Genomic DNA, 24,924 nt, shown 5'->3' with positions numbered 1-24,924 from the left:
AAGATCTCAGACAGTCTTCTAAACAGCCGTACTCCACTCCTCTCTATTCGGCTGGATACGTAGGCACTTTACCTACTCGCCAATAAGGATCGTGCTTCGAAAATTGACGATGCGCGCTGTTCGAGGATCTTTGTTCTGGCGGGTGTCCGTTGGTGGAATTTGCTGTTGGCAAAAGATCACGCGGGCCAAGGTCGCGTCCATATTCCTGGCATGGGGCGGCGATGAAGCGATTGCCACGAGATTATGTACGAGCCACGTGTGGCTCTACAATTTCGTGAGAGCCTCTAAAAACAGCGGATACAGCCACCATGTCAAGGGAATTCCAACCAGTAAGCCTAGAGGAGCATAGATGAGCCCAATTTGATAAGGCACGAACCCTTCAGGTTCGGCATCAGGTGCACGCGGAAGCGTCTTAGCACGGAAGTGACCGATGATTGTGCCCAGTATGGCTCCGGCTGGCACTCCGCATACGAGACTGAACAACAATGAGCCTAGAAATCCAAAGATGATGGAGATTGTGTCTGCGAAAAATAAGGCGAGTGCTTGATATTTCAGGTAGTAGTAAGCTCCACAAAGAACATAGAGCGTGCTTGCCACGTATAAGTCTGGACTGAAATCCAGCCGATAACTCGAAGCTTGCCTCTTCATAAATGTGTTCTTCACTGAAGAAATGATAACCCCAATCACATTGATGTAGATAAACACCTCCAGAAACATCAGAGGTCTTTGTTCGTAAGAAAAGCCTGAAGATGTTCGTATGCCTGCCATAACTAGAGGGTATAGAAACAGGAACACGATCTCTGCGCCAATCCGCATTCCGATAATTATGTGAGACCATAGTGGGCGGTAGAGGGATTCAAATGTATTGGTGATGTCAGAAAATTGGTCAATTGTTAGCCATGGTTGCCGTGAAGAGGTTTCATTGTCAGCAGAAGCGTTCTCAGCATGACGGATTTTGTAGGAGCGCTTGACGTTACCTCGTAGGATCTCTCGAAGTAATTCATTAAACGAATTGAAATACTGGATTGTTTTATTTGGCCATTGAACTTCAAATTGTTCACCGGTTCCTCTCTATAGTCCCCCTCAATGGTTGTGTGTGAGATAACCCCGCGTCGCGCCAGAATTCGCTTGGTGGCCTCTAGAACTTCTGCAGAATAGGCGTCAGGTCTGCTCTCCGCTTCTTGTGCAAGCGCGAACAATTCCTCCGTGCTTTTTGCATTCATCCATTCCTGAATTTGTTGAATGATGGCCTCATCTAAGATGTGCGCTGAAGTATTTGACATGGGGAAGGGGATTCTCGTACGGCGGTTTTCCGTTCTCTGTCAGACATTCATGACTTATTAAATTTTCGGCCAAATCATGGAATTCTGGATGGTCGCGTTCAGTCACGAGTCATTCTAGCCATCTGCTTGAATGCCCCAACGTTACGCAATCAGAGACAATCTCCAAAAACTTGGCATTCCGCCTTTTCGTTGCAACCGATTGGGATATCTTGCCGAGGAAGGAGAGTAGATGGGGTCATTGCTTGACTTTATATTGCCCCCTTATTGATTTTGGGGCTATGGCCCGACAATTACGTCTTGAATATGCCGGTGCTCTCTATCATGTCATGGCTCGGGGTAATGGGTGGCAGGCTATCTATATTGGTGAATTCAAGGAATCCTGTAAGTTCCCGACAGGCAATCGATAAAACGGCTACTTCTATTAAGGGCCTCTTGGCTCATAAGCTGGTCATATATCTCTGTCAACAGCTTGGGGAGTATCGGTTGACGGACATTATGGGGGAATTTGAACTCTCGAATGTCGGGTCTGTGAGTTTTATCACCAGTCAGATACGGAATCAGAGCCAGGAAGACCCAGCCCTCGCAAAAACCGTTCAACAGCTCAAGCGCTATGTTATAAAATACGCAACTTGACCCCTCTTCCAAGATTTACAAGCCGCTATGTAAGCGAGATGTGGCCGCGTGATGCCTATCCTTCGGCTCGGGTCATATGCACGGTTCGTTGCGGGAACGGAATCGAAATGCCTTCGGCGTCGAATCGTTGTTTGAGGGTTTTCGTGAGATCAAATTTGACGCCCCAGTAGTCGCCGGCGTTACACCACACGCGAATCGTCAAGTCCACCGAACTGTCTCCCAGGTTGCCGACCACGACCATCGGAGCGGGGTCTGTGTGGATTCGGGAGTCTGCGTTGGCGACGGATGTGACGGTTTGTATGGCCTTGTCAATGTCGTCGCCATAATCAATTCCCATGACCAGATCTACTCGGCGGGTCGCATGATGGCTGTAGTTTTTCACGATGGCGCCCCAGACCTGGCCGTTGGGCGCCAAAATTTGCACATTGTCCGGTGTGGCCAGTTCTGTGACTAAGAGCGTAATGGCCTTCACGGTTCCCGCAATGCCGGCGGCTTCTACGTAATCCCCAACTTTGAATGGCCGGAAGATGAGCAGCATGACACCGGCGGCAACATTGCTCAGCGTACCCTGTAAGGCCAGGCCGATCGCTAAACTGGCGGCGCCCAGGACCGCGACGAGACTCGTGGTTTCAATCCCGAATTGGGAAAGAACGGCGAGGACGGTGACAATGAGAACAAGGTAGCGAGCAGAACTCGCGAAAAATGGCCGAAGGGTGTCGTCGACTTTCCCTGATCGTAGGAGCCATCGGTCTACAGATCTGGCAACACAGGATGAAACCATCCGTCCAACGATGAGGATGAGGATGGCGCCGATCAACTTCAAACCATACATTGTGAGGAGCGCGATTCCCTGTTCGAGAGTGTCTTGCATGGTCATATCTCCTGTTTAGTGGTGTTTCAGACAGATTGAAGATCAAGAATCGGCAAACTGCTTTCGAAGTCTCTCAATACGCTTTCGGTTGACGCCAAGATCCCAATATCCTGTACGGGAAGCTGATCGGACGTGAATGAGGTGCCGTTCGGCGTCGAAGAGAAATTCGATATCGTCGATGAACCGGAACCATGGAGAGGTTACCTCGCCATGGAGATAGAAGTCATGATCCGTCGTAATGTGCGCCTGGAATTGTCGCTCAAGAATCGTTCGTAATTTCTCTTTTGCCTCGTCGATCGTGCCTGAAAAGGCAAGTGGCTCGATGTGATGTCTGGGGTCATGACTGTGAGAAGACACGCAATTTGGCGAGTCTGGACAGGGTTTGAGCGAGTGGCGCTGAGGCATGTGATCACCTAGTGCTCTTGAAAGAGGCGCGTATTAAGAATTTTTCTTCCGATGAACACGAGACCAGAAGACATGATCAAGGAGACTGGAACAAAAACTCCCGATGCGAAGGAGTAACTGTCGAGAATGCCCGCTTCATGTAACGCCTTAAAGACATAGCTGCCCAGGCCGCTGAGATAATAGGCGATGACGATGACCGACAGTCCTTCGACCGTATGTTGGAGGATGGCCTGGCTTTTCGTGGTTTTATCGACACTCGCCAACAGTTTGAGGTTTTGATCCTGGAGGGCAAGGTTCTGATCTTGTAAGAGGAGATCGACTTTGGTTCGTATGACGGAGATCGTTCCCTCAAAATCCTTTTCCAAGGCATCGATACGTTTCAATAGTTGTTGATAGCCATCCGCCACTCCGGTTGTTTTGTGGTGGATGTAGTCAGAAATTAACCGGCATGACGGTAACGCTTGCTCCTGTAGTGTCTTGACGTTCCTTTCGATGATTCGTTCATAGGGCACTGCCGCGGAGAGTTTATAGCGCATCGATTCTGCCAATCGACTGACTTTCATGAAATCCTGGGTCAATACCGTGAGCCATTTCTGCAAGGTTTCGGACGTGGCGGTTTCGAGCTGGTTCGTGATGACGTTGCGTTGGTAGAGATGTCGTTGTTCGAAGTGATGTACTTGATCAACCGCCGTGCTGAAGGCCTGATACGGGAGAAGGATCAGGTGCGTATAGTTTTCGATCGCCACCAGAGTGTCGATTAAATTCGTCAGTTTCGCTTGCAGCACATCACGGGATGCCGCGCAGACGTAATACCGCTCACGTCCGTATTCATCCGGAGAGAAGTTAGCGACGACGGAAATCTCGTCTCCAAACACTTGGCCGCCGTGGAGTTGTGGTCCTGGCATGCGTAGCTTCAGGGCCTGCGGTGTCACCTGGGCATTCGGGGTAATGATGATGTCGAGAGCATTGACGGCGATGCCCAGAGGAGAAAACGGGAAAACATAGTCAGGAAATGTTATCGGACCGAATTCAAGCAGCTGGGAGCTGTCATGGGGAATGTGCCAGACCTGGTAACTGTAGTATTCCGTGTGCGCTTCCCAGGTAATGACGAGTCGATCCCCATTGTGGGCGGTAGAGACTCCGTAACCAAATTTTTCCTGAATGACCGTCGTGCGTTCTGGAATCGACAGAGAGTGCAACAGGTGTTGGAATTCTCGACGGGTTTGCGGGCGCTCCAAAGGCGGATTCGCCATTCGATGAGCGATATGATGGATATGCGCGGGCGCATCGAGCCATTCTTCTAGGAATTTTTTCGTGGGTTCGTGGACCTGTCGAAGAAAGCCAGGCTGGGATTTGGAAAGGTTGGGCATCGTTCAAGTCCAGGAAAATACAGGTAAAACTCTTCGGTTCACGTATGATAATCTCCAGTAATGGTTCTAGCTCAAGAAAGCTGAATGTGCAAGCACTCGTCGTAAGAAAGTTTGATGCCCTAGCCTGACGCTCTCAAAAGGACCATGGTACGCATGACAGGGGAAACTCAAAGGCCGTCTCTTTGGCTATCGGCGAATGCCTGTTTTCACAAGCTCGACTAGACGGTTTTCGATCCAAAAATGGTCTTCATGAGGCTGAGTACGTTGAAGAAAGCCACAATGTCCGCCAGTCGCAGGGGCAATAAATTGAATGGAAGGATTCTCTCGAATCGGCTCGACGTCAAAGATGTGGAGAGGAATGAACGGGTCATCCTGAGACGTAATGATCCATGTGGGTGTCCGGATAGCGTGGAGCACGTGGCGCGCTCCGCATTGGTCGTAATAGTCTTCAGCACCCTGATACCCGCTATCTGGCGCGGTATACACGTCATCAAATTCCCACATGGTTTTGATCGTAGAAAGTTTGGCAAGATCCCACTTCCCGGGGAAATGTCGCGCTTTCCGTCGTAATCTGGCTTTCAGCCTGGGAAGAAAATAATGATGGTAGATCAAATTATGAGGTAACTGAAGAGCGGCGACGCAAGCGGCCGGGTGAATGTTGGGACAGACTCCGACGAATCCCCGTAAGCTTTCGAGCGAGTCTCCAACTTCGCCCGCGAATTTTAGTGTAATATTGCCACCCATGGAAAAGCCTATACACCAAATATGAGGTAGCTTATCGTGAAAGGTGAGTTCTAAGGTCACGGCATGCAGATCGCCGCTCATTCCGGTATGGTAGAGGGTAGGCGTCAAATGTTCTGTCCCTCCACAGTTGCGTTGATTTAGTCTGATGACATTGATTCCTGCATGCCAGGCCTTGTGTGTGATGCCTTTCATGTAGTGCGACTCGGTGCACCCTTCTAAGCCATGGATGAGAACGATGGTCGTGTGTTTTTCGGGATGGCGTTGCCAGTGACATTTGGCAGAAATGTGTGACTGTGAATCGACTTGAAAGAGACGCGTCTCTGTCGGGACATCGCGAAGCAAGGATGGACGAGGAATCCAACGAGGGACTAATGTCATTCGATGTGGACCGCGAAGGAAGGGGTGCGGGATGAATGGATGGGTCTGGAACATACGGAAGAGATTAGCTGAATGATGGTATGTATTTCTTTTGGCTGCGTCGTTCGAGGCAGTGAATGCGAGACAGATCGTTCATCGAGGTCTTATGTTCAGGGATAATTTCGATATACAAGATATGGTAGGTTATGTTTCTGAGGCACAATGCCTTATAAATATGCAGTTTGTAGTATTGGCCGAGTGGGCTTGGATGTCGGACTATTCATGAACGGTTCATTCACAATGTTGTCCACAAAAACTGTGGGAGACGCTCTCCTGTCATTTGCTCATGTCATGTGTTAGGGGTAATGCCTGTCAATGACGGCAGGATCATGGAATGACGATGCATGAAGTCTGATGGTGCTTGATGACGGAACAATTTTATCTTCATGGAGTCATATGACTGAACCACGATCGAAAAAGTCTTTTCTGGACAGGGAAACATGGTTGATTATTTTAGCGGTACTGGGCGGAATTTTTGTGACTCTGTCAATGACAATGTTTTCTGGTCGCCCCGTTTCGAAGAATCCATCAATCGAAGGTCAAGGTCCCGGTCTTGAAAAAAGTGGAGCCGCGCAACCCCACAAGACTGGAGATCCCAAGGTTGCCTTGGCCAATATTCCATTGGCGACCGGAGAGGAGCCGATCCCGAAACTCTTCATTCAGTCCGGTTGTGCCGCTTGTCATACCATTCCAGGAATTCTGGCCGCCAAAGGGCGAGAGGGGCCTCGTCTAGTCCTCGAAACCAATGGCCCCAAACGTTTAGCCGACCCGAATTATCACGGCAAAGCCACCACGGTTCATGAGTATATCATGGAGTCTATTCTGGAGCCCGGCGCGTATGTGGTTCCCGGGTACCCTGATCGCGTGATGCCTCGCTGGTATGGGAAAAAGCTGAGCGCAGGAGCGTTAGACAAGATGGTGGCATACCTGGAGCGAGTCGCTGAATAATTGATGTCAACCCATCGAGAAACGTTCTGGTCGTGAAGGATTTACGTCTTTCTACGTAGAGGCATTCTTCGAATTTTTTTTACCGTCACGTACGATGAATCAACATCGTACGCTCCCACCCACCCTGGCTCATATCCAATTAGATACCGGCGCGTATCCATTTCGTGTATGGCACAATCATTCTGTCTCGTGAAGCGTTCAAGGATGTCGTCATAAATGTTCAAACTTTTCAATGGGCTAGGGGATCTTTATGCTTCCGATCGTGGTTGGCATCGGGCGTGCTTTTTGACTATCTCGAATGGGGAAAAAGCTGAAGGATCTTTTTTCGATGCGAGTACTTTTCCATACTGTCATCGTATTTACCCTGTACCTGATGTTGGCCGGTGGAATGGGGTGTAGCCATGATGGCCGGTATCGAGATGAACATATTCTTCAAGACTTGCGTGTGGTGTTCGTCGATCAGGAAACGCTTCGAGAGGAATGGGAGCAACATACTGGCCGGACAGGGATTCAATTCACGTCGTTCCATGGAGAGCATGCGCCGCAGATAAAAAATATCAGAGGCTTCTATGACCTTACGACTAAGACCTTGTATTGCTCAAAGTGGAATTTTTCTGTCTGTGGTCATGAGTTGCATCATGCCGTGTTAGGGCATTTTCATGCCGAAGAATACTAAGCCGTGGGTGCTGAAGCGTGTTTATCCAAAATCCGCTAATGCATAGAGGCGGTGTTGTTTCACGAATGAGCAAGTAATCTTTCAGGAAGATTCAGTTTTGTTTAGGAAGAAAATAAAAGTGATCAGTCGGCCCATGGCCATGACCGATGGCCAGCCCGTGTCGAATGGCTGAAGTGATGTAGCGTTTTGCGGCATCGACAGCATCTGGCAGGGCAAGCCCTCTTGCGAGGTTTGCCGCGATGGCTGACGCATAGGTGCAGCCGGTTCCATGGGTATGAGGCGTGTCAATAAAGTCTCCCGGATACATTTTAAAGAATCGTCCGTCATAGAGAAGGTCCATGGCTGGCTTTTCGAGTAAGTGGCCACCTGTGATCAATACGTGTCGACAGCCCAGTCGATGGATGATTTTTGCGGCCTCACGTGCTTCAGCCAGTGTTTGAATCCTCATCTGCGCGAGCAATTCAGCCTCATGAATATTCGGCGTCACAAGAAAGGCCAATGGCAGTAATTTGGTCTTCACGGCATCAATCGCATCATCTTGCAAGAGGGGTTGTCCGCTCTTGGACATCATGACGGGGTCGACGACGAGATTTTTGATCGGGTATTGTGCAAGCTTTTTACTGACTCCGGACACGATATCGGTGGTCGATAGCATGCCAGTTTTGACCGTGAAGATCTCAAAATCTGAAAAGACCGCCTCCAATTGGGCGTCGATAATGGATTGAGGAAGATCATATACCGCCGTGACTTCCTGCGTGTTTTGTGCCGTAATCGAAGTGATAACCGACATCCCGAACACGCCGTGCGCAGAGAAGGTTTTCAGGTCGGCTTGAATACCCGCTCCCCCTCCCGAGTCAGATCCTGCTATGGTGAGCACTTGTTGGATTGGCAGCTGAGTGGAAGAGGAAGAATTTTGCATGAAGCCTATGTGTATGATCGCCGTTATCGCCGTTCAAATGAACTTCCGAATGTGTGAAGTCGTGTCTTACGCGGCGTCAGTTGTCTTGAATCGGGTGGAAGGTATTTGGTTTCGCTATAGTAGATTGGGAATCTACCACTGCATTGAATGGGTCGTCAAAGTTCGGAGTTGCCAAGGATGATGAATGACGAGCGAGGAGTTTGTGCCTTCGTCTGATCGTGGTTTTGGGGCACGCGATACGTTCTTGACATTATGCGTCAATTCCTTCAAGATTTTTTTCTATGCAAATTTTTTTAACGTATTATTTCTGTGCATGTAGACCTATGCTTCTTCATCCTGCCTCATCTTGTTTATTTTCCTACCGCATTCATGAAGGGAATCTCGGCTTAGAGGAGAGTCACGAGTATCTTGGTCATGGATAATCCGTTTGTTTTCTTTACATTAGGTTGAAGACGGACGCGTCAACCCTATTGAACGATCCTGAGATGCTCTCAGTCGTTGAGCGTTCATTAGTAGCCGGGTGATTCTGGAAAAATTTGCCCTAGAAAGAAGGCCGGATTTATTCATTGCATTCTCTTATGAGGGAGCTATCGCACTGATGTCTGTCGTCACCCATATCCGCCTGTTGCATGTTGCCAGTGACCCTTCGGATCATCATGCCGTTCGGTCTGCGCTGACGGATCGACAGATTCAATGGGACCTGTTGGTTTGTCAGGCTGCAGGCCAGGTGCTCGACCGGCTCATTGGCAATCCACCAGATATTGATCTCATCCTTTGTGATAACGTGGGCCTTCAGAAGTCCGGTATCGCCGTATTTCAAGAAATCCGACAGTCTCGTGTGATGATCCCTTTCGTCATCTTGCTAGGAGTGGGGACTGAAGATCTTGCCGTGGAAGCTCTCAAGGCCGGAGTCGATGACTATATTATGAAAGACCCCGCTGGAGCGTATTTAACATTATTACCGGTCGTACTCCGTGAGGCGGTTCAAGTGTACCAAGACCGTCTCGCGTGGAAAGCGTCTGAACGGGCAATGCAAAAATCCTTTGATGAGCTGGAAATCAGGGTTCGAGGTCAGGCCGAAGAAGTTTCGAGGGTGAAGCAGGTGCTCCAAGAGGAAATGAAAGTACGGCAAGGTGTCGAAGAGTCTCTGCTGCAGTGCGAACGGCAACTCCGGCAAGCTCAGAAAATGGAGGCTATCGGCACATTGGCGGGCGGCATCGCTCATGACTTTAATAATATCTTGAGCTCTATTCTTGGTTATGCTGAACTCGCGCTCATGAACGCTGCGCAGACATCTCTCATCCATACCTACCTCAACGAAGTGATTACCGCCGCGACTCGTGCGAGAGAGTTGGTGCGGCAAATTCTGGCATTTAGCCGTACAACTGAACAAGAACGGCAATCGGTTGATTTACCTCAGATTGTCTCGGAAGCTCTTCGATTGCTTCGACCCGTTTTGCCCGCCAATATTGATATCCGTCAAAGCGGGATCTCTGGAAATAAAGGGTGTCTCATTCATGCGGATCCCACACAAATCCATCAAGTGTTAATGAATCTCTGTACCAACGCCGAAGCGGCATTGCGGAAGCAAGGCGGTGTGCTAGAGATTGCTGTCACGACTGAAGACATCAAGGAGCCCGTGATGCATGGGGGGACTCAGCTCGCACCGGGGCATTATATCCGTTTAACTGTCTCTGATTCGGGAGAAGGCATGGATCCGAAAATTCTTGATCGAATTTTCGATCCGTTCTTCACGACAAAATCGTTAGGAGAAGGAACCGGCATAGGGCTTGCTGTCGTTCATAGTATCGTTCTCGGTCACGGGGGGGCCGTGGCGGCCGCGAGTGCGCCGGGGCTCGGGAGCCGATTTGATGTTTTGCTTCCCTGCCTTTACATGAGCAAGCCATTGGCTTTTGATGATGAGGGATCGTTACCTACCGGAAAAGGGATGGTCTTATTCGTCGATGATGAAGAAAGCATAGCCCGCTGGGGCGAGCAGTTGCTCACGTACCTCGGATATGACGTGGTCTTCGAAACATGCGCGCAAAAGGCCTTAGAACTCTTTCGTCGCCAGCCGTTTCAGTATGATATCGTCGTTACCGATCAAACGATGCCGGTGATGACTGGTGAAATGTTTGCCCGTGAAATATTGGCCATACGAAAGGACATTCCGATCGTCTTATGTACAGGCTATAGCCATGCGATGTCCTTGGAGAAATCGAAAGCCATGGGGATTCGTGCATTTCTTATGAAGCCTGTGAAGGCTCAATAATTGGCGATGACGCTCAAAGAAATTATAGCGACTGAAGACAACAGGAATGTTTCCGATCCTGTTCTGTAATCGAGACCTGATTCGTCGTTTGCGAAGAAGGCCGCGAGAAGCTAACAGTCCGCACGAGCCCACCTCTGTCACGATCCCGCCTACCTCAACCTCAAGAGTTTTCAAGATTGTCAGAGTTTCGCGTGTACAGTAATCCGTGCGTCATGGCCTGAGAAGGTTTGAATATTTTGCATCGCCCGTCATATCGATGGATCATTCTACTCTTCTGTACTCTGGCCTATGGGGTGTCATTCCTGGTGCGATGGAGCTATACGGGACTGGCGCCATATATCAGTCAGGATTTAGGGCTCGATAAGGCCGCGTTGGGCCTCTTGGGTGGTGCCTTTTTCTATCCCTATGCGTTGGCGCAAATTCCATGGGGCTGGATCACGGATCGATTTGGCGGACGATATGTCATCGGCGCGGGTGCTCTCCTTTCAGCCGCGGGATTGTTGGGCTTTTCTACGTCTGACAGTCTGGAGGAATCGGTCGTGTGGAGGGTGTTTCTTGGGATCACGGCTGCGACAGCGTTTGTGCCGATTGCCAGCATGCTGAGTCATTGGTTTGGTGAGCGTGAGCGTGGGGTGGTGAACGGAACCTATTACGGAATTGGAGGTGGGGTCGGACAGGGAGTCGCTTTTTTGTTGATGCCACTCCTGTCAGTGTACTTGTTGCAAGACTCATCATTCTTGAGATCTGGGTGGCGAGGGGCCATCGAGCTTGTCGCCGTGCTGGTGTCGCTCGTGGGGATTCTTTGTGTGGGATTCCTCCGCTCATATCCCGCTTCCTTCAAGGGGGTTGCTTTGCGCGGGAACGCTGCCGCTGGGACTGATGGCACGCACGCAATATCAAGTGGTGGAGCATGGACGTGGACGCGCGATCCTGTCTTGTGGTTACTCGGAGGGTATTTTGCACTTAGTCTTGTCGCGTTACGGCTTGTGCCAGCATGGATGAGTTTGTTCGCCGCTGATTGGTTTCGATTGAAGGAGCAATATGACATAAACGCTGCAGCCATTGCCGGGGGGACTGTCGGGACGCTGTATGTTGTGGGGCATGTCATCGGAAGTCCTGTACTTGGCAAGCTCTCAGATTGGTTGATGCGCTGGAAACTCCCACGAGTTTTCGTCCCGGCAATCAGTCTGGGAATCGCTGGTGGCTGTGTCAGCACCTACCTGTATGCCGCATTATCGCCATGGATATTGGGTATGGTTTCATTCCTTCTGGGAATTTTCCTCCATGCGTTTCCTATCATGAATGCCATCGTCTCAGAGCGATGGGGCGTGGCAATGACTGGTCGTTACCTAGGGGGGATGAATATGATTGGTCAATTCGTTGGGGCTGTGGTTTTATCGATGAGTGGTTTTCTTGGAATGGCGTTCGGCGCAGATATGGCAGAAGATTCCCTTGGGGAGTATAGGGGGATTTGGTATGGCGTGATGGGGTGCGGAGTCTTGGGAATGTTGTGCGGTGGTCTCGCGCAATACTTCATGTCCCGGCAACCAAGATGAGAACGTACGGAGGTAAGAATGCTCAAGGAAAACCTGTCGTCAAGAGGATATTTCAAGCTTCAATTGATTCAACAATGGCTTCCGAGAGGATCCCCAATGTGCAGGGTTTCTCGATAATCGAAGTGATTCCAATATGGTGGGCTCGTTGAGTGAGTGACGAAGTCACACGTCCAGTCACGATGATGACAGGAGTTGATCCTTGCTGTCTCGCATAAAGGGTTTCCAGAAATGTGATGCCATCCATGACTGGCATTTGGTTGTCCGTGATGATGAGAGAAAAGGTTCGGTTCGCGAGAGTGTTCAAAGCCATAGCCCCATTGTCGGCCTCGGTGCAGTGATACCCTTGCCCCTCAAGATATCGTCGCATGCATCCTCGAACGAGCAGGTCATCATCGACCAGCAGAATGCGCTTTGGCGGTTTCTCATTCTTATCGAAGACAGGAGACTGCAGGTATGGACTCGATAACATCTAGAAGCTTACCAATCGGGTTGAGGAGGAGAAGGGTTCGTTGTATATTTCGGGCATTGAGTGGTAAATATGGCGGCGGAGAGACCAAATGAGAAGGTGGCTATATTGAGGAGGCCAGGTCCTCGGTGCGGCTCAGATCCTGGTGTCCTCTTAAAACTTCAGTCCCTCCGCCAACTCGTAATGCTCCGACGAATATTTTCGATTATTGAGCCGTATACGACATGAAACAACCTCGTTCATGGTAAGGCAGGTCTAAGTGATCCTTAGAGGAATGATTATAAAAGCAAACATCATTCCTGGCTGATATTTTATTGGAATAATGAATAAAAGCATGTACTTATGAGATTTTAGCGGCGATTGATGGCTGAGGTGAGCATGGGCTTCCTGTAGGGTTTCACCTACATGGAAAAAGTTCACACATTGCTCTGTATCTTCAAAATAACTGCCAAGGGACTGGACTTTCGTTCACTGTAGGGTTAGGAGTACGTCCGAATCGACGATTGTGGCGATTTGCTTCGGGGTTTTATCCTAATCTAAATGGGTTTATGTTCATGAGTTTTTTGATGAGTATCTGTCCGGTTGCCTGTATACTCAGAGGGAGAATTTGGAACGAGCGAAACGGAGGCATGGGACATGTCGGTTCAGGTTTACGGAGTCAATCACGTTGCGATCGAGGTTGATGATGCGAAAAAAGCCGTCGAGTTTTACTCGGATGTCTTTCACTTAGAAATGCTCAGGGGTGGAGAAGGAGCCGCATGGTGTAAGTTAGGTGAGCATCAATTTCTGGCGATTTTCGAGGTGGAGGAACTCAGGCCTGATCGAACGAAACATTTCGGTATCATGGTTCGAGATGAATCACAAATACGAGAAGTGCGTGACAAGATTACTCAAAAATATGGGTTAGAGATTCACCCTGATTTTCGGTGCGATTTTCGCGACCCATGGGGTAATCGTGTTCAGGTAGGTGACTTACATGATGAATCCCTCGTCTGGTTACTCCCTTACCGAGAGATTCAAGATGCAAAGATTTCGTTCTCGAGTGAATGAATGGGCCCCAATTCGAGCATGTTTCCACAGGGTTATTGAATCTGTATAATGAAGGTGCCGTTGGCTTGGGCGGAGTATAAAGGCCGTTCTGGATATACCGAATTTTGGGCTGGTACTTCAGGGATCGTCTTTGGTACCAATTGTTCCTTGGCTTTGACGCCGCGTCAGACGCGTGGCCTATTACAAAATATGACCGTGGAGTATCGCAAAGATTCTGCTGGAATTCTAACTGATGGGCCAGTCGGCTCGTGTCAATTTCTTCTGGCATTTTAGTCCCGACTTCTTCTTTGTCTTCATCCACTCTACCCTGATTGCTGTATTAATCGGTCACCAAATTTCATCACGTTCATGTCCGTAATGATGCAGGGTCTCGTGTGTGTGTCAGAGTTGTCTCGAATTGTTGAGAATTCGACGCATGTCTATCGTCCGTCGATCGGCCATAAATGACTCTGCCATTCAAGGACAAGAATGAGCAGCAAAAGAGCGAAACAGACAACGAGCAAAGAACCTAAGTGGAAGACTTGACTTGTCTAACTTGGCTTCCATAGCCTGAAAACGTTAATCATAACGCCTGTTACGAAGAAGGGAGCATACAATGCCATTGAAGAACTTGCCTATTATGTGGGTTTTGTGCCTTGTTGTTTTGGCGGGGTGCAGTTCCAGATTACATACCAGGGTGATGAGCCAGGATGTTTCGTCAACGACTCCGGAAGTTGGTCAATTGGCAGAAACGATGAATGCGTCCGAGAGTTTGGTCAGTGGTACCACAAACTCTGGCGAGAGGGCCAAGGATACAGAAGAGCGTCAAGTCATGGATATTGCTGGCGAGGCGCCACCGGTTCCGACATTCCATGAGAACCAGTCGGTTCAACCGATTTTCGCTACGCCTCAAACTCAAGGGAATGTCGGGACATCATCATCTTCATCTTCGTCAGCAGGCGAAAATCTTGTGGCTTCCGAACCTGATCTTGTGGGGAACATGGAAGAGATGGAAATGATCCAAGAGCCGATTTCTCAACAACTTCCACTGGAGATTGCCAAGTTGAGTCCGAGAGAGCCGGAGATCGTCCAGAAGGAACAAAGAATAGAAGAGTTTCTCCGAGCATTGGAAGATGTGTATTTTGATTACGATCGTTTTGGACTTCGGAAAGAAGCCTATCCGGAGCTTGTCGCGAACGCCGAAGTGCTCTCCACACAATTATCTGATCGAACGATTCTCTTGGAAGGTCATTGTGACGAGCGGGGGACCGAGAGCTATAATATGATACTCGGAAAACGCCGGGCGCTCGCGGTGAAGGATTATCTGGTTGATCTTGGTGTTCCGGGGGATAAATTGCAGGTTGTGAGTTTTGGGAAAGAAAAACCGTTTTGTCATGAACAAACCCGTGAATGCTGGCAAGCCAACCGTCGAGTGCATTTCGCGGTAAAATGAGAAGCTGCGCTTGAGAACTTGAGCCATCGTCCATGATTAATGGTCGACATCAATAAGTGCCCTCCCCGCTATCGCCGGCGGGGAGGCCTTTGTTTCTATCCCTTTGGGGAGTCCTTTTCATCCATCTTGTTTTCCCTTCAGACGCAAATTTTCTTTGAGAGTCTCTGTCTTAGTCGATTGGTTGCTTTCGGATTGCTGTGTTTCTGCGTCTTTGTTCCATTCCCATGCCCGGCCAGTCAATCTCAGCATGGCCAGATTCAAGAGCCGGTAGCCGCGACGTCTTCTCTGGTGTATGTCTCGGATTATTTTTCATTTGTCGGACAAGATGAGCGGGGACATGTCGCTTTTGTCTTGGATGCCAATCGCGGGAAAGACGGGGAAGAGTATCAGTCTGAAATCTTTGCGTTACTCCATGACGAGCGTCAAGGCTGGATAGCTCTTCAAGGAAGTGGGTCGTATGAGAACTCAGGGCGGGAAGTCGTTACTATACCGGATTCTCCGATGTTTCAGTTTGAGGGGGATGTTGAAACTGGAAGAACGATTCAGAGCCGATCGAATGCTCTCTCACTCATTGTGGCCCCGCTTGCAACGGCTCTCTCACGAACCTATGGCCAGGAACAGTATCGAATGAGCTCGGCCCCGGCTACCTTGCATTGGGGGGAGCGGATCGTAAAGGGACGGATTATCCATGAGTACGTATTCATGACTGAGTTTAACCGTCTGTCCCGCACGTATTGGGGACTGTGGAAGGAATTCCAGGGATTTTATCTTTCGATGGACGGCGTTGGCGATCTCTATGTTCATAGTCAACAGAGCGAACGACTTACACCTCTGGTCGGAAAACTTGATGGGTTCGTTTCCGTCGAAGGGGAGCCTGAACGATTTCAAGTCTTGCAGCTCACGCCTCTCAGGTTCAGCCAGGCGTTAGGCCTGTATCGATGGCCTGTGGAATGGAGTCTGAAGTGGATTACGCCAAGCGGTGGTGGTAGCGTGATACTTGAACTGTCCGAGTTTCATCGGGTTTCCACTTGGGTGATCGGCGGTTTTGCGATGGGAATTGTCAGCGGCAAAGCCTCATATCAAGGAAAAACCTTTAACGTCTACGGGTTGGTAGAGCTTATTATGTAAGCGGCTTGCGCTATTATTTGGCTTCATCTAAGAGGAAAGGATCATGACATCACAACAGTCAATGACGGGTGCCTCGCCACAGCGAATACTTGAAGCGATCAATGCACATCAACGAAGTGCGATTCTTAAGGCTGGGATAGACCTCGGTGTCTTTACTGCGATTGATGAAGGGTATGAATCTGTCCCTGCGTTGGCCGAACGATGTGCAACCTCCGAACGAGGCATGCGAATGTTGGCGGACGGCTTGGCGATTCTCGGGTTTCTGACCAAAGATGAGAATCACTATGGGCTGATGCCCGATTCGAAAGCGTTTCTCGTGAGTTCTTCACCCACATACTTGGGCGGGACCGTGGATTTTATGTTGTCAGCTCCTCTCTATGATGGGTTTCGTCATTTGACTGAAGCTGTGCGAAAGGGGGGGACAGCCTTGGATGAAAAAGGTACGACGGCGGAAGAGCATCCGGAGTGGGTCACGTTCGCGCAAGCGATGGTTCCGATGATGATGCCGCCGGCCAAATGGATCGCCCATCATCTGTCTGAACAGGCTCAACAGGGAGAGCCCGTAAAAAAAGTGCTGGATATTGCAGCCGGTCATGGAATGTTTGGGATCGAGATCGGAAAGGCTTTTCCTGAAGCTGTCATTGTAGGATTGGATTCGGCGCCTGTTTTGGAGGTGGCTAAGAAAAACGCCCAGGCGGCTTCTCTAGGGGATCGATACCAGACGATCGCCGGGAACGCATTTACGATTGATTTCAAATCTGATTACGATCTGATCCTCCTTCCGAACTTTCTGCATCATTTCGATGCTGAAACGTGTGTCTCTCTACTTCGAAAGGTCCATGCGTCTCTTCACCCGAACGGACGCGTCATCACTGTGGAGTTTGTTCCACATGAAGATCGAGTGAGTCCGTCCTCAGCGGATTTTGCATTGATCATGCTCGTGACGACTCCGGGCGGGGATGCGTATACATTTATGGAACTCGATAGGATGTTTCGCGCTGGGGGATTTCCAAGAAGTGAGATGTTTGCAGTTCCCGAATCCAAAGAACATGTTCTGATTTCGTATAAAAACTGAAACCCAGAATGATGGCAATGCCAAAGACTCACACACTCGTTTATGTGACCGACCCTATGTGTTCGTGGTGTTGGGGGTTCTCTCCGGTTATCGAAGCCGTACGCGAACGTTATCAAGAGCGATGTCATATTCAATTGCTCTTGGGAGGGCTTCGTCCAGGAAACAAAGAACGCTTTGATGAGCAACGACGGAAGACGATTCTCGAACATTGGCATGCTGTTCATCTACGGACTGGTCAACTCTTTGATTTTACATTTCATATGGGGCCTGATTTCACGTACGATACTGAACCGGCTGCTCGAGGGGTTGTGGTCATGCGAACGTTACACCCTTCACTGGCATTTCAGTACCTAAAAATGGTCCACTATGCATTTTACCGAGAGAACCAAGACGTGACCAAAGAGTCAGTGTTGGCCGATCTCGCCCAAAGTCTGGGAGCCGATAGGGCGAAATTTGAAGGATTGTTTCGGAGCACGCAGGTTAAACAAGAGGTGTGGGATGAATTTGATCGATCTCGGGAGTTAGGTGTGAGTGGATTTCCGACACTTCTAGGTCAGAATGATCAGGGGATGACTATGCTAACGCAGGGCTATCAAGCCTTCGACTCACTTGCTTCAATCATTGAAACATGGTTGAATTCAACAGCATTGAATGTACCAACATAATATGGGAAAACGTCGGGAAACGTGTCTGCGGAAATGAGTGTAAACGGCAGGCAGAAGGTCTCATTATTTTTTTAGGTTAGGAGGTCGCTGTGGGGAATCGATTACGACAGATCAAGGGATTGATGGGCATGATGGCTGTGACAAGCTTGATGTTTGTGAATGCGGCGACAGCCGAGATGGCACAATGGAAGCTCGATCCGGATCATACGACGATCGGGTTTCAGGTCCAGCATATGGTCGTCTCAAAAACGAACGGAAAATTTTTGGAATATTCGGGGACGATTGAAATGGATCCTGAAGCCAAAAAGTTCAAAACGATTGAAGCTGTGATTCAAACGCAGTCAGTCTTTACTGATCACAGTAAACGTGATGAACATCTCCGAAGCCCGGATTTCTTCGATGCCAAAACGTTTCCCACGATGACCTACAAGATGAAAAGTTATAAGAAGACAGGCGATTCGTATACAGCGTTAGGCGATCTGACTTTGCGTGGTATCACCAAGGAAATTACGCTGGTTGGCACATTGAATGGTGTGGCCAAGGATCCATGGGGCAATATTCGGGCGGGATTTACGGCTGAAGGGACTATTAACCGTAAAGATTTTGGGATGAAATTTAGCAAGTTACTCGATAATGGCGGCTTGATGGTCGGTGACGAGGTCAAAATTATCTTAGAAGTCGAGGTGATTCAAGAAAAAAAGATGCCGGAAGCACAGCCTACGAAAAGATAAACATTGAATACCAGATGGTGACGGGAAGTTCTCAATGTCAGGAGGAGTGCTTTGGGGCAGATCCTAATTACATGGAAGATGACGTGACGTTCTTCGGCTTCTGTTCGTGAGAATTTTCCGTGTGGTACGTGGATGTGTTGAGGCGTAAAGCAACGGAGATCATAGTCAGTAATTCTCTTGTATCAAATGGTTTATGTAAGATTCCAACTGCTCCTGCCTGGCGGGCGTGATTCCTGACCGACGAACTGCCATCGGCCGTCATTATAATGACCGGTATCTTGGCGCACTCACCTTGGGTTTTTTTGAGTGCTGTGATTAACTCAAATCCATTCATGATGGGCATGTGTAGATCAGTCAGCACAAGATCGAAGGTTTCTTGCTTTATTCGAGTTATGGCTTGAGAGCCATCACACAGGCTCACGCAGAAAAATCCATGTAATTTGAAAAACTCAGAAAGAAAGAATCGTACATTCTGATTATCATCAACGATGAGAATTTTTTTCATGGTGTGTCTCGACTGGAATCTCTTGAAGAAAATTCAGAATTATGTGGGAGCTATGGTGTCTCAATACATGATGTGAGGATGAGCGGAATGACTTAGTGAACGGTGAGAGTCGTTACAAATCGCTTGCACAGAATTGAAATGTGTCGCCAGGCGGAAGAGCGGATGTAGTGTCCTTTAAAATTTCTTAGATGCCAGATAGCAAGGTATGACAGGATAGAAAGCAACCTCGCATTCCGAGAGATAAGTCTTTATGAGAAGAATCTACCAGAGTCTCCTGGAGCGCACAGGCACTTGTGGCTCCAGGAGAAGAGTGGGGCAATCTAAAGAGGTATCTTAGGAGTCTTGTTCTTGCTTGTCTCGAGAAGCCAACATATCTTTCGCTTGGGTTTTGTGCCAGACCATCTTATTTGCAGCCTCTCTGAGCTCATTAACAAGCTTACCTTTCCAGAGCCGTAAGCCTTGACGCTTAAACCCTTTGGTATCGAGATGAGGCTTTTGACTGAGTTTGTCGATGCGTGCTTGTACCTTTTGGATCTGACTTTCAAGATCCTCAAAGGTGGCTTTTGCAGAATCGGCTAATCGTCGATGTTCATCTACAGACAGGGCTTCTAATGTCTGCCGACTGACAGTGTCAGTAGAATCGAAACCCTTGGCTAATGCTGGGGAATAAGTGAACGCCACCCCTACCATCATCGCTAATCCGACGCTGATCGTTTTTATAGACATTGTGGCCTCCTTTCGTAGCTTCTCAGCTTTTTCCGTTTTTGTATGAGAACGAATCAATTTGATTATCCTTAATTTCTGTTTACACTGCTTCATTAAGTAATCAAGAGTCATGCCATGTAAAAAGCATTAAATATTAATCATTTATATATAACGTGCAGTTAAATAAATGTAAGTGTGTAACTGAATAGTTTACAGATGTGATGCATAAGTGTTTCATGTGTTTCATGCGCGGGAGTGGTGGTTCGGAGATTAAAGAGACTGGAAGGTTAGGTTGAATGAATACAGAGATTAATCAATGCCAAGGCGGGATAGACGACGATATAACGTCACTCGACTGATGCCGAGGAGTTTGGCGGCGGCACTTCGATTTCCCCCGGTTTTCTCAAGAGCTGAGAGGATGGAATTATCTTGGTCTGCGACTGGAGCGTTCTTGCCTCGGGTGATTTGAGGAAGGTCCTGCTGTTCAATGACCTCTGGTGGAAAATCATGAGGCTGTAGTATGTGTCCTCGGGATCGAATCACGGCGAATTCGACGGCATGTTGGAGTTCTCGGACGTTGCCTGGCCAATGATGGGCCATCAGCAGGCGTACCGCTTCATGACTAATCTTATTCACAGGGCGTCCCGTGCTTGCACGGCATTGTCCCAAGAAAAAGCTGGCCAGCAAGGGAATGTCTTCTTTTCGTTCGCGAAGAGGAGGGAGCAGGATGCGTCCGACACGGATACGATACAGGAGATCGGCGCGGAAGTTCCCGGATTCCACGTCTTCGGCCAATCGATGATGCGTCGCGGCAATCACTCGAACATCAACTTTCCTGAGTTTCGACTCACCGAGACGCGTCACTTCTCGTTCCTGTAGGACTCGAAGCAGGCTTGTTTGAACTGACAGGGGGATGTCTCCGATTTCGTCAAGAAACAGCGTTCCGCCCTCCGCGGCCTCAAATACGCCGGTTTGGTCGGAAACGGCCCCGGTGAATGCCCCCCGTTTGTGGCCAAAGAGTTGACTGGCGACGAGTGATTCTGTGAGCCCCGCGCAATTCACGGGGACGAATGGTCCGTCTTTCCGGTGACTTGAACGATGGATCGCCCGCGCGGCCAGTTCCTTACCTGTACCTGTTTCGCCTTCGACCAAGACCGTCGAGTCCACGCGGGCGAGTTCATGGATCTGCTGAAACACGGCCTGCATCCCTGGACTCTTGCCGATCAAATCTTGAAATTTTCCGCTTTCGCCGAGGAGCCGGCGGAGATCTTCAACTTCGGAGGCATCGTACATATAAAAGATTTTTTGACCGGGTACTCTGGGGTCGTCCCCAATATCCACATTGGCCCAACAGATACGTCCTCCGGTCGTGTTGGGCATTTGAACCATGAGAGATTGGCGTTGCGCTGGCCGGCGTTCAAGCATTTCTTCGAGGCGCGTACGATATTCGGTGTCGCCAAAGAGCTCGCTCCAATGTTTGCCGACGTACCGTGTGGAACGTTTCGGGCAAAACTCTTGAGCGGCACGGTTTAGGAACAGGATGATGCCATCGGGGTCGGTAAGGGCTACGCCGATCGAGAGTTGATTCATCATCGCCTCAAGATCGTCATGGCTCCGTTGGAGTTGGCTGATGACGGTTTCGAGTTGCGACTCGGCCTCGGTTCTTTGGGTCACCTCGTCTTGCAATAATTTATTGGCTTCCGATAGCGCGGCCGTTCGTTCACTGACACGTTCCTCCAGTTCGTCATGGGCATGTCGAAGTGCCTCATTCGATTGTTTTCTGTCCAGGTAAATCGACAACATTTCAGCCAGAGAATTAATGAGACTTCGTTCTTCTGCCAAAAAGGGGCCTTCGACCTCAAGTGGCTGTTCTTCAAGATACACCACTTCGATGAATCCAGAGATCTGTCCTTGGCAGACAAGATCGGCTCGTTGGACCCATGATGTCGTTCGATAGTTGGAAGTCGTGACTTCAAGATCATTGAAACGGATGCGTGCGGCGGTACTGTCAGGATATTGCCAAGAGGGGGGTAGCAATGCAACAAGCTTCGACAAGAGTTGTTCCATCGACCCGTCATCCTCCTGGAAGAGCCGAGCCGTCGTGTGGAGGGCTGAGAGTTCTTTGACACGTTCACCTAAATGATGGAGTGCCCGTTGGAGCTGCTCAGGGGTTTCGAGACTTTTGTTGTCGAGGTTCGAATCTGGCGTCATGAGTGAACGGTGTACATAGCTTAGCGATCAAATGCTTCAAGTGTACAACAAGTAAGAGGGAGTTCACATCCCTAAGAGCAATGCTTTTTGCTCTTCAGTGATCGTGAATCATGATACGATTAACCCGCGAACCAAATTCAACATGCCCGTACACGGATCGTCGACTGCATGGCTGAGCCAGGGTATGGTTGTCATCTCAATCTCATGGTTCAGCGGATGTGTCGTAAACTTTGAACTTGCGGCAGACCGCATAATCCGTAAAAATGCACATCACACGTTCAAGAGGCGTGTGAGATACTAGCGATATGAATGAATCGAGACGACGCACTGTCCATAAGCGGACACGGATTCCAAGAAAGGCATGCAAGAAGAGGAAGAGGTTGGTGGCGGCTGATCATTCGAGCGTGTTGGGCATGTAAAGTATGTCCGGATAGAGATTTCACGCCTGCGATATAGGTGTCATGCGAGCCATGATGAACAAGAATTCCCTCTCATCGAATGTCCGATCAGATCTTGTCTCTCAAGTACTCTTGGAGATCACCGAGGCTATCTCCAAGAATCGGGATCTTTCCGCGCTGCTTCGAGACTTTGGGGGATTGCTTCCACGATTGCTGCCTGTTGATTTCCTTGCCCTGGCCCTCTATGACCCTGACCGGCAAATTGTTTGCGATTATCTGATTCAGGCCAATGTTCCGGCTGATATCGAAGGGGGAAAAGAATGGGGGGTGGATGATCACCCGTCGGGAACCGCCGTCCAGACTCAACGGCCCCTTCTCGTGGAAGACCTGATGAGCGATCACCGGTACGAGGCCGCCTTTTCTTGCATGCGCGAAGACGGCGTCAGGTCTCTGTGCGCGATTCCGTTGACGACCGCCGTCAGGACCCTCGGGGCCATGGTTTTTGCCAGCTGTGCGCCGGCCACATACCAGGCATCGGATGTTCAGTTCCTCGAACACATGGCGAAGCCGATTGCCGTGGCCGTCGATAACGTTCTTCACGTACAGGCGCTCTCACGTGAACGGGATCATTCCAGACTTCTACTGGAAGTCAATAATGCCGTGGTCTCTGCACGCAACTTGGAAGAGCTGTTTGCCGCTATGAGCGCCTCACTGAGAAAGGTCATTCCTCACGTGGTCGCGAGCCTGTATTTGTATGATCCAAAAACCGAGACGTTTCTGCGGCCGGTCCTGGATTTTCCGGACAGTCGAGGACACATTCGGTCTGGCGCCACGATTGGCATAGATGAAGCCCTTCCTGGAAGAGCCTTCCGGAGCCGACAGCCTTATGCCTGGGATGAAGAGGAAATGAGAACCTACTCATCGGAGGCAGTACGGCAGTTATTGGATGAAGGTATGAAGTCTGGGGCCAGCGCTCCCCTCGTTGTCCGAGGGCAGGTGCTCGGGACGTTGAATGTGGCAAGTTCAGAGGATCACGCGTTTGGACGAGAAGAACTTGAACTCCTCGGTCAAGTGGCAACACAAGTGGCGATTGGATTGGATAATGCCATGGCCTACCAAAAAATCACTGAACTCAAGGAACGTCTGGAGCAAGAGAATGTGTACCTGAAGGATGAGATCAGGACGGAACATCATTTTGAAGAAATCATCGGAGATAGTCATGCCTTGAAGCGTGTTCTGCAACAGGTCGAAATCGTCGCTCCTACCGATTCGACGGTATTGATTCAGGGGGAGACGGGTACGGGCAAGGAACTCGTCGCACGGGCCCTTCATGAGTTGAGTTCAAGAGCTGCACGGCCTTTTGTCAAACTCAACTGCGCGGCTATTCCCACAGGTCTGCTCGAAAGTGAACTGTTTGGACATGAGAAAGGCGCGTTTACCGGTGCCATTACACAAAAAGTCGGACGTTTCGAACTCGCTCATGGCGGCACGATCTTTTTGGATGAGGTCGGGGAGATTTCTCTCGAGCTTCAGAGCAAATTATTGCGGGTGCTCCAGGAAAAGGAATTTGAACGCTTAGGCAGTACCAGGACGATTCGGGTCGATGTTCGATTGGTGGCGGCTACCAACCGTGATTTGGAGGAAATGGTGGAAGCCAATCAATTCCGGAACGATTTGTATTACCGGCTCAATGTCTTTCCGGTTACCGTTCCCTCGCTTCGGGACCGGCCCGAAGACATCCCAGTGCTCGTTCGCTATTTTACGCAGCGTTACGCGACGCGAATGAAGAAGTCCATTGAATCGATTGCCCAACATACCATGGACCGGCTCGTTCACTATCATTGGCCGGGGAACGTCAGAGAGCTGGAAAATCTCATTGAGCGGGCAGTGATACTCTCGCAAGGACCAGAGCTTGTTGTTTCGGTTGGCGGATTGAAGCCAACACGTCAGAAGACGTCTCCGCCGATTACGTCGTTGAAGGTTGCTGAACGGGACCACATCGTCAAGGCTCTTCGCGAATCCAAATGGGTCATTGGAGGCCCACGTGGCGCGGCTGCGCGCTTGGGGATGAAACGAACGACTTTGACTTCTAAGATGAAAAAGTTGGGCGTCTCCCGTCCCGTGTAATACCTTGCCTTCGTCATTGAATCACGCCTCGCAGTGCGCAGGTTACGCACGCCTCACGAATTTCCTTTTTACGTTGGGGTGTTTCTTAAAAAATCCAAGTGATTCGATAATGATACAGTCATCACATTTTGGCCAGTCAACCTGCCCTGGTGGCGAGCATGGAGGTGAGGATGTATGCTAGACTGCGGTGACTGGAATATGGCGAGTCCCGCTTGGGTCAGTTCAATCGCAGAATCGAAAGGACCAGGCATATGAGACAACTCTTCCTGTTCCGTTGTCGCTCCACACTGGCCACTCTGGAATGGTTCCCGAGCACGGAGAAAATCTGCATGCCTGG

23 protein-coding genes are annotated in these 24,924 nt (G+C 49.6%); 11 read left to right on the top strand and 12 right to left on the bottom strand.

Translation table 11 applies throughout. The features are described from left to right. Positions 1 to 72: 72 nt before the first annotated feature. The 7 genes from MRJ96_00705 to MRJ96_00675 all read right to left on the bottom strand — a co-directional run bounded on the left by MRJ96_00705 (position 73) and on the right by MRJ96_00675 (position 5,684). Complete coding sequence (locus MRJ96_00705; GenBank protein MDR4499960.1) at positions 73 to 237, bottom strand: hypothetical protein; 165 nt, start codon at positions 235 to 237, stop codon at positions 73 to 75. A gap of 27 nt (positions 238 to 264) precedes the next feature. Then, positions 265 to 648, bottom strand: a complete 384-nt coding sequence (locus MRJ96_00700) for a hypothetical protein (protein ID MDR4499959.1) — start codon at positions 646 to 648, stop codon at positions 265 to 267. Between the two features lie 245 nt (positions 649 to 893). Next, positions 894 to 1,283 (bottom strand): hypothetical protein, encoded by a 390-nt coding sequence (locus MRJ96_00695; GenBank protein ID MDR4499958.1) that lies wholly within the window; start codon positions 1,281 to 1,283, stop codon positions 894 to 896. Positions 1,284 to 1,971: 688 nt separating this feature from the next. After that, positions 1,972 to 2,787: a mechanosensitive ion channel gene (locus tag MRJ96_00690; GenBank protein ID MDR4499957.1), complete on the bottom strand. Its 816-nt coding sequence runs from the start codon at positions 2,785 to 2,787 to the stop codon at positions 1,972 to 1,974. 42 nt (positions 2,788 to 2,829) lie between these two features. Further along, positions 2,830 to 3,192, bottom strand: a complete 363-nt coding sequence (locus tag MRJ96_00685) for a DUF1499 domain-containing protein (protein ID MDR4499956.1) — start codon at positions 3,190 to 3,192, stop codon at positions 2,830 to 2,832. Positions 3,193 to 3,200: 8 nt separating this feature from the next. Beyond that, complete coding sequence (locus MRJ96_00680) at positions 3,201 to 4,562, bottom strand: DUF3422 domain-containing protein (protein ID MDR4499955.1); 1,362 nt, start codon at positions 4,560 to 4,562, stop codon at positions 3,201 to 3,203. A 186-nt stretch (positions 4,563 to 4,748) separates the two neighbouring features. Then, complete coding sequence (locus MRJ96_00675) at positions 4,749 to 5,684, bottom strand: alpha/beta fold hydrolase (protein ID MDR4499954.1); 936 nt, start codon at positions 5,682 to 5,684, stop codon at positions 4,749 to 4,751. Positions 5,685 to 6,119: 435 nt separating this feature from the next. Between MRJ96_00675 and MRJ96_00670 the strand changes: the two genes are divergently transcribed. Beyond that, positions 6,120 to 6,671: a c-type cytochrome gene (locus MRJ96_00670; protein MDR4499953.1), complete on the top strand. Its 552-nt coding sequence runs from the start codon at positions 6,120 to 6,122 to the stop codon at positions 6,669 to 6,671. 328 nt (positions 6,672 to 6,999) lie between these two features. After that, positions 7,000 to 7,347, top strand: coding sequence for a hypothetical protein (locus tag MRJ96_00665; protein MDR4499952.1), 348 nt, complete (start codon positions 7,000 to 7,002; stop codon positions 7,345 to 7,347). A gap of 91 nt (positions 7,348 to 7,438) precedes the next feature. Here the strand turns inward: MRJ96_00665 and thiD are convergent, their stop codons facing one another. Next, positions 7,439 to 8,266 (bottom strand): bifunctional hydroxymethylpyrimidine kinase/phosphomethylpyrimidine kinase, encoded by an 828-nt coding sequence (gene thiD / locus MRJ96_00660; GenBank protein MDR4499951.1) that lies wholly within the window; start codon positions 8,264 to 8,266, stop codon positions 7,439 to 7,441. Between the two features lie 598 nt (positions 8,267 to 8,864). Here thiD and MRJ96_00655 point away from each other — a divergent pair. Further along, the gene (locus MRJ96_00655) at positions 8,865 to 10,538 is read left to right on the top strand and encodes a response regulator (protein MDR4499950.1); all 1,674 of its coding nucleotides are present in this window, start codon (positions 8,865 to 8,867) and stop codon (positions 10,536 to 10,538) included. A gap of 236 nt (positions 10,539 to 10,774) precedes the next feature. Continuing rightward, complete coding sequence (locus tag MRJ96_00650; protein ID MDR4499949.1) at positions 10,775 to 12,094, top strand: MFS transporter; 1,320 nt, start codon at positions 10,775 to 10,777, stop codon at positions 12,092 to 12,094. A gap of 52 nt (positions 12,095 to 12,146) precedes the next feature. Here MRJ96_00650 and MRJ96_00645 read toward each other — a convergent pair whose 3' ends face one another. Next, complete coding sequence (locus MRJ96_00645) at positions 12,147 to 12,563, bottom strand: response regulator (GenBank protein ID MDR4499948.1); 417 nt, start codon at positions 12,561 to 12,563, stop codon at positions 12,147 to 12,149. Between the two features lie 633 nt (positions 12,564 to 13,196). Between MRJ96_00645 and MRJ96_00640 the strand changes: the two genes are divergently transcribed. The 6 genes from MRJ96_00640 (at position 13,197) to MRJ96_00615 (ending at position 18,641) form a co-directional block, all read left to right on the top strand. Continuing rightward, positions 13,197 to 13,610, top strand: coding sequence for a VOC family protein (locus MRJ96_00640; protein MDR4499947.1), 414 nt, complete (start codon positions 13,197 to 13,199; stop codon positions 13,608 to 13,610). A 595-nt stretch (positions 13,611 to 14,205) separates the two neighbouring features. Next, positions 14,206 to 15,042, top strand: a complete 837-nt coding sequence (locus MRJ96_00635; protein ID MDR4499946.1) for an OmpA family protein — start codon at positions 14,206 to 14,208, stop codon at positions 15,040 to 15,042. 39 nt (positions 15,043 to 15,081) lie between these two features. Then, on the top strand, positions 15,082 to 16,170 hold the full coding sequence (locus tag MRJ96_00630; GenBank protein ID MDR4499945.1) for a hypothetical protein: 1,089 nt from the start codon (positions 15,082 to 15,084) through the stop codon (positions 16,168 to 16,170). Between the two features lie 43 nt (positions 16,171 to 16,213). Beyond that, a complete protein-coding gene (locus MRJ96_00625; protein ID MDR4499944.1) occupies positions 16,214 to 17,245 on the top strand; it encodes a methyltransferase domain-containing protein in 1,032 nt (343 codons plus the stop codon). A gap of 17 nt (positions 17,246 to 17,262) precedes the next feature. Next, entirely contained in the window at positions 17,263 to 17,910 is a 648-nt protein-coding gene (locus tag MRJ96_00620) for a DsbA family protein (protein ID MDR4499943.1), read from the top strand. 89 nt (positions 17,911 to 17,999) lie between these two features. Next, positions 18,000 to 18,641, top strand: a complete 642-nt coding sequence (locus MRJ96_00615; GenBank protein ID MDR4499942.1) for a YceI family protein — start codon at positions 18,000 to 18,002, stop codon at positions 18,639 to 18,641. Between the two features lie 67 nt (positions 18,642 to 18,708). On the opposite strand, the gene MRJ96_00610 is transcribed toward MRJ96_00615, so the two are convergent. The 3 genes from MRJ96_00610 to MRJ96_00600 all read right to left on the bottom strand — a co-directional run bounded on the left by MRJ96_00610 (position 18,709) and on the right by MRJ96_00600 (position 22,062). Beyond that, positions 18,709 to 19,146, bottom strand: coding sequence for a response regulator (locus tag MRJ96_00610; protein ID MDR4499941.1), 438 nt, complete (start codon positions 19,144 to 19,146; stop codon positions 18,709 to 18,711). A gap of 333 nt (positions 19,147 to 19,479) precedes the next feature. Then, a complete protein-coding gene (locus MRJ96_00605) occupies positions 19,480 to 19,872 on the bottom strand; it encodes a hypothetical protein (protein MDR4499940.1) in 393 nt (130 codons plus the stop codon). A 288-nt stretch (positions 19,873 to 20,160) separates the two neighbouring features. Beyond that, positions 20,161 to 22,062, bottom strand: coding sequence for a sigma 54-interacting transcriptional regulator (locus MRJ96_00600; GenBank protein MDR4499939.1), 1,902 nt, complete (start codon positions 22,060 to 22,062; stop codon positions 20,161 to 20,163). 470 nt (positions 22,063 to 22,532) lie between these two features. Here MRJ96_00600 and MRJ96_00595 point away from each other — a divergent pair, with 470 nt between their 5' ends. Then, positions 22,533 to 24,587, top strand: a complete 2,055-nt coding sequence (locus MRJ96_00595; protein MDR4499938.1) for a sigma 54-interacting transcriptional regulator — start codon at positions 22,533 to 22,535, stop codon at positions 24,585 to 24,587. Positions 24,588 to 24,924: the final 337 nt, after the last annotated feature.

The sequence above is a fragment of the Nitrospirales bacterium genome (assembly GCA_031315865.1).
GTDB lineage: Bacteria > Nitrospirota > Nitrospiria > Nitrospirales > UBA8639 > JAGQKC01.
This window is presented reverse-complemented; position numbering and strand designations above follow the sequence as displayed.

Coding starts and splice junctions, on each gene's coding strand:
- MRJ96_00700 (MDR4499959.1), bottom strand. CDS start 648: ATGAAGAGGCAAGCTTCGAGTTATCGGCTGGATTTCAGTCCAGACTTA.
- MRJ96_00695 (MDR4499958.1), bottom strand. CDS start 1,283: ATGTCAAATACTTCAGCGCACATCTTAGATGAGGCCATCATTCAACAA.
- MRJ96_00690 (MDR4499957.1), bottom strand. CDS start 2,787: ATGCAAGACACTCTCGAACAGGGAATCGCGCTCCTCACAATGTATGGT.
- MRJ96_00685 (MDR4499956.1), bottom strand. CDS start 3,192: ATGCCTCAGCGCCACTCGCTCAAACCCTGTCCAGACTCGCCAAATTGC.
- MRJ96_00680 (MDR4499955.1), bottom strand. CDS start 4,562: ATGCCCAACCTTTCCAAATCCCAGCCTGGCTTTCTTCGACAGGTCCAC.
- MRJ96_00675 (MDR4499954.1), bottom strand. CDS start 5,684: ATGACATTAGTCCCTCGTTGGATTCCTCGTCCATCCTTGCTTCGCGAT.
- MRJ96_00670 (MDR4499953.1), top strand. CDS start 6,120: ATGACTGAACCACGATCGAAAAAGTCTTTTCTGGACAGGGAAACATGG.
- MRJ96_00665 (MDR4499952.1), top strand. CDS start 7,000: ATGCGAGTACTTTTCCATACTGTCATCGTATTTACCCTGTACCTGATG.
- thiD (MDR4499951.1), bottom strand. CDS start 8,266: ATGCAAAATTCTTCCTCTTCCACTCAGCTGCCAATCCAACAAGTGCTC.
- MRJ96_00655 (MDR4499950.1), top strand. CDS start 8,865: ATGTCTGTCGTCACCCATATCCGCCTGTTGCATGTTGCCAGTGACCCT.
- MRJ96_00645 (MDR4499948.1), bottom strand. CDS start 12,563: ATGTTATCGAGTCCATACCTGCAGTCTCCTGTCTTCGATAAGAATGAG.
- MRJ96_00640 (MDR4499947.1), top strand. CDS start 13,197: ATGTCGGTTCAGGTTTACGGAGTCAATCACGTTGCGATCGAGGTTGAT.
- MRJ96_00635 (MDR4499946.1), top strand. CDS start 14,206: ATGCCATTGAAGAACTTGCCTATTATGTGGGTTTTGTGCCTTGTTGTT.
- MRJ96_00630 (MDR4499945.1), top strand. CDS start 15,082: ATGGTCGACATCAATAAGTGCCCTCCCCGCTATCGCCGGCGGGGAGGC.
- MRJ96_00625 (MDR4499944.1), top strand. CDS start 16,214: ATGACATCACAACAGTCAATGACGGGTGCCTCGCCACAGCGAATACTT.
- MRJ96_00620 (MDR4499943.1), top strand. CDS start 17,263: ATGCCAAAGACTCACACACTCGTTTATGTGACCGACCCTATGTGTTCG.
- MRJ96_00610 (MDR4499941.1), bottom strand. CDS start 19,146: ATGAAAAAAATTCTCATCGTTGATGATAATCAGAATGTACGATTCTTT.
- MRJ96_00605 (MDR4499940.1), bottom strand. CDS start 19,872: ATGTCTATAAAAACGATCAGCGTCGGATTAGCGATGATGGTAGGGGTG.
- MRJ96_00600 (MDR4499939.1), bottom strand. CDS start 22,062: ATGACGCCAGATTCGAACCTCGACAACAAAAGTCTCGAAACCCCTGAG.
- MRJ96_00595 (MDR4499938.1), top strand. CDS start 22,533: ATGATGAACAAGAATTCCCTCTCATCGAATGTCCGATCAGATCTTGTC.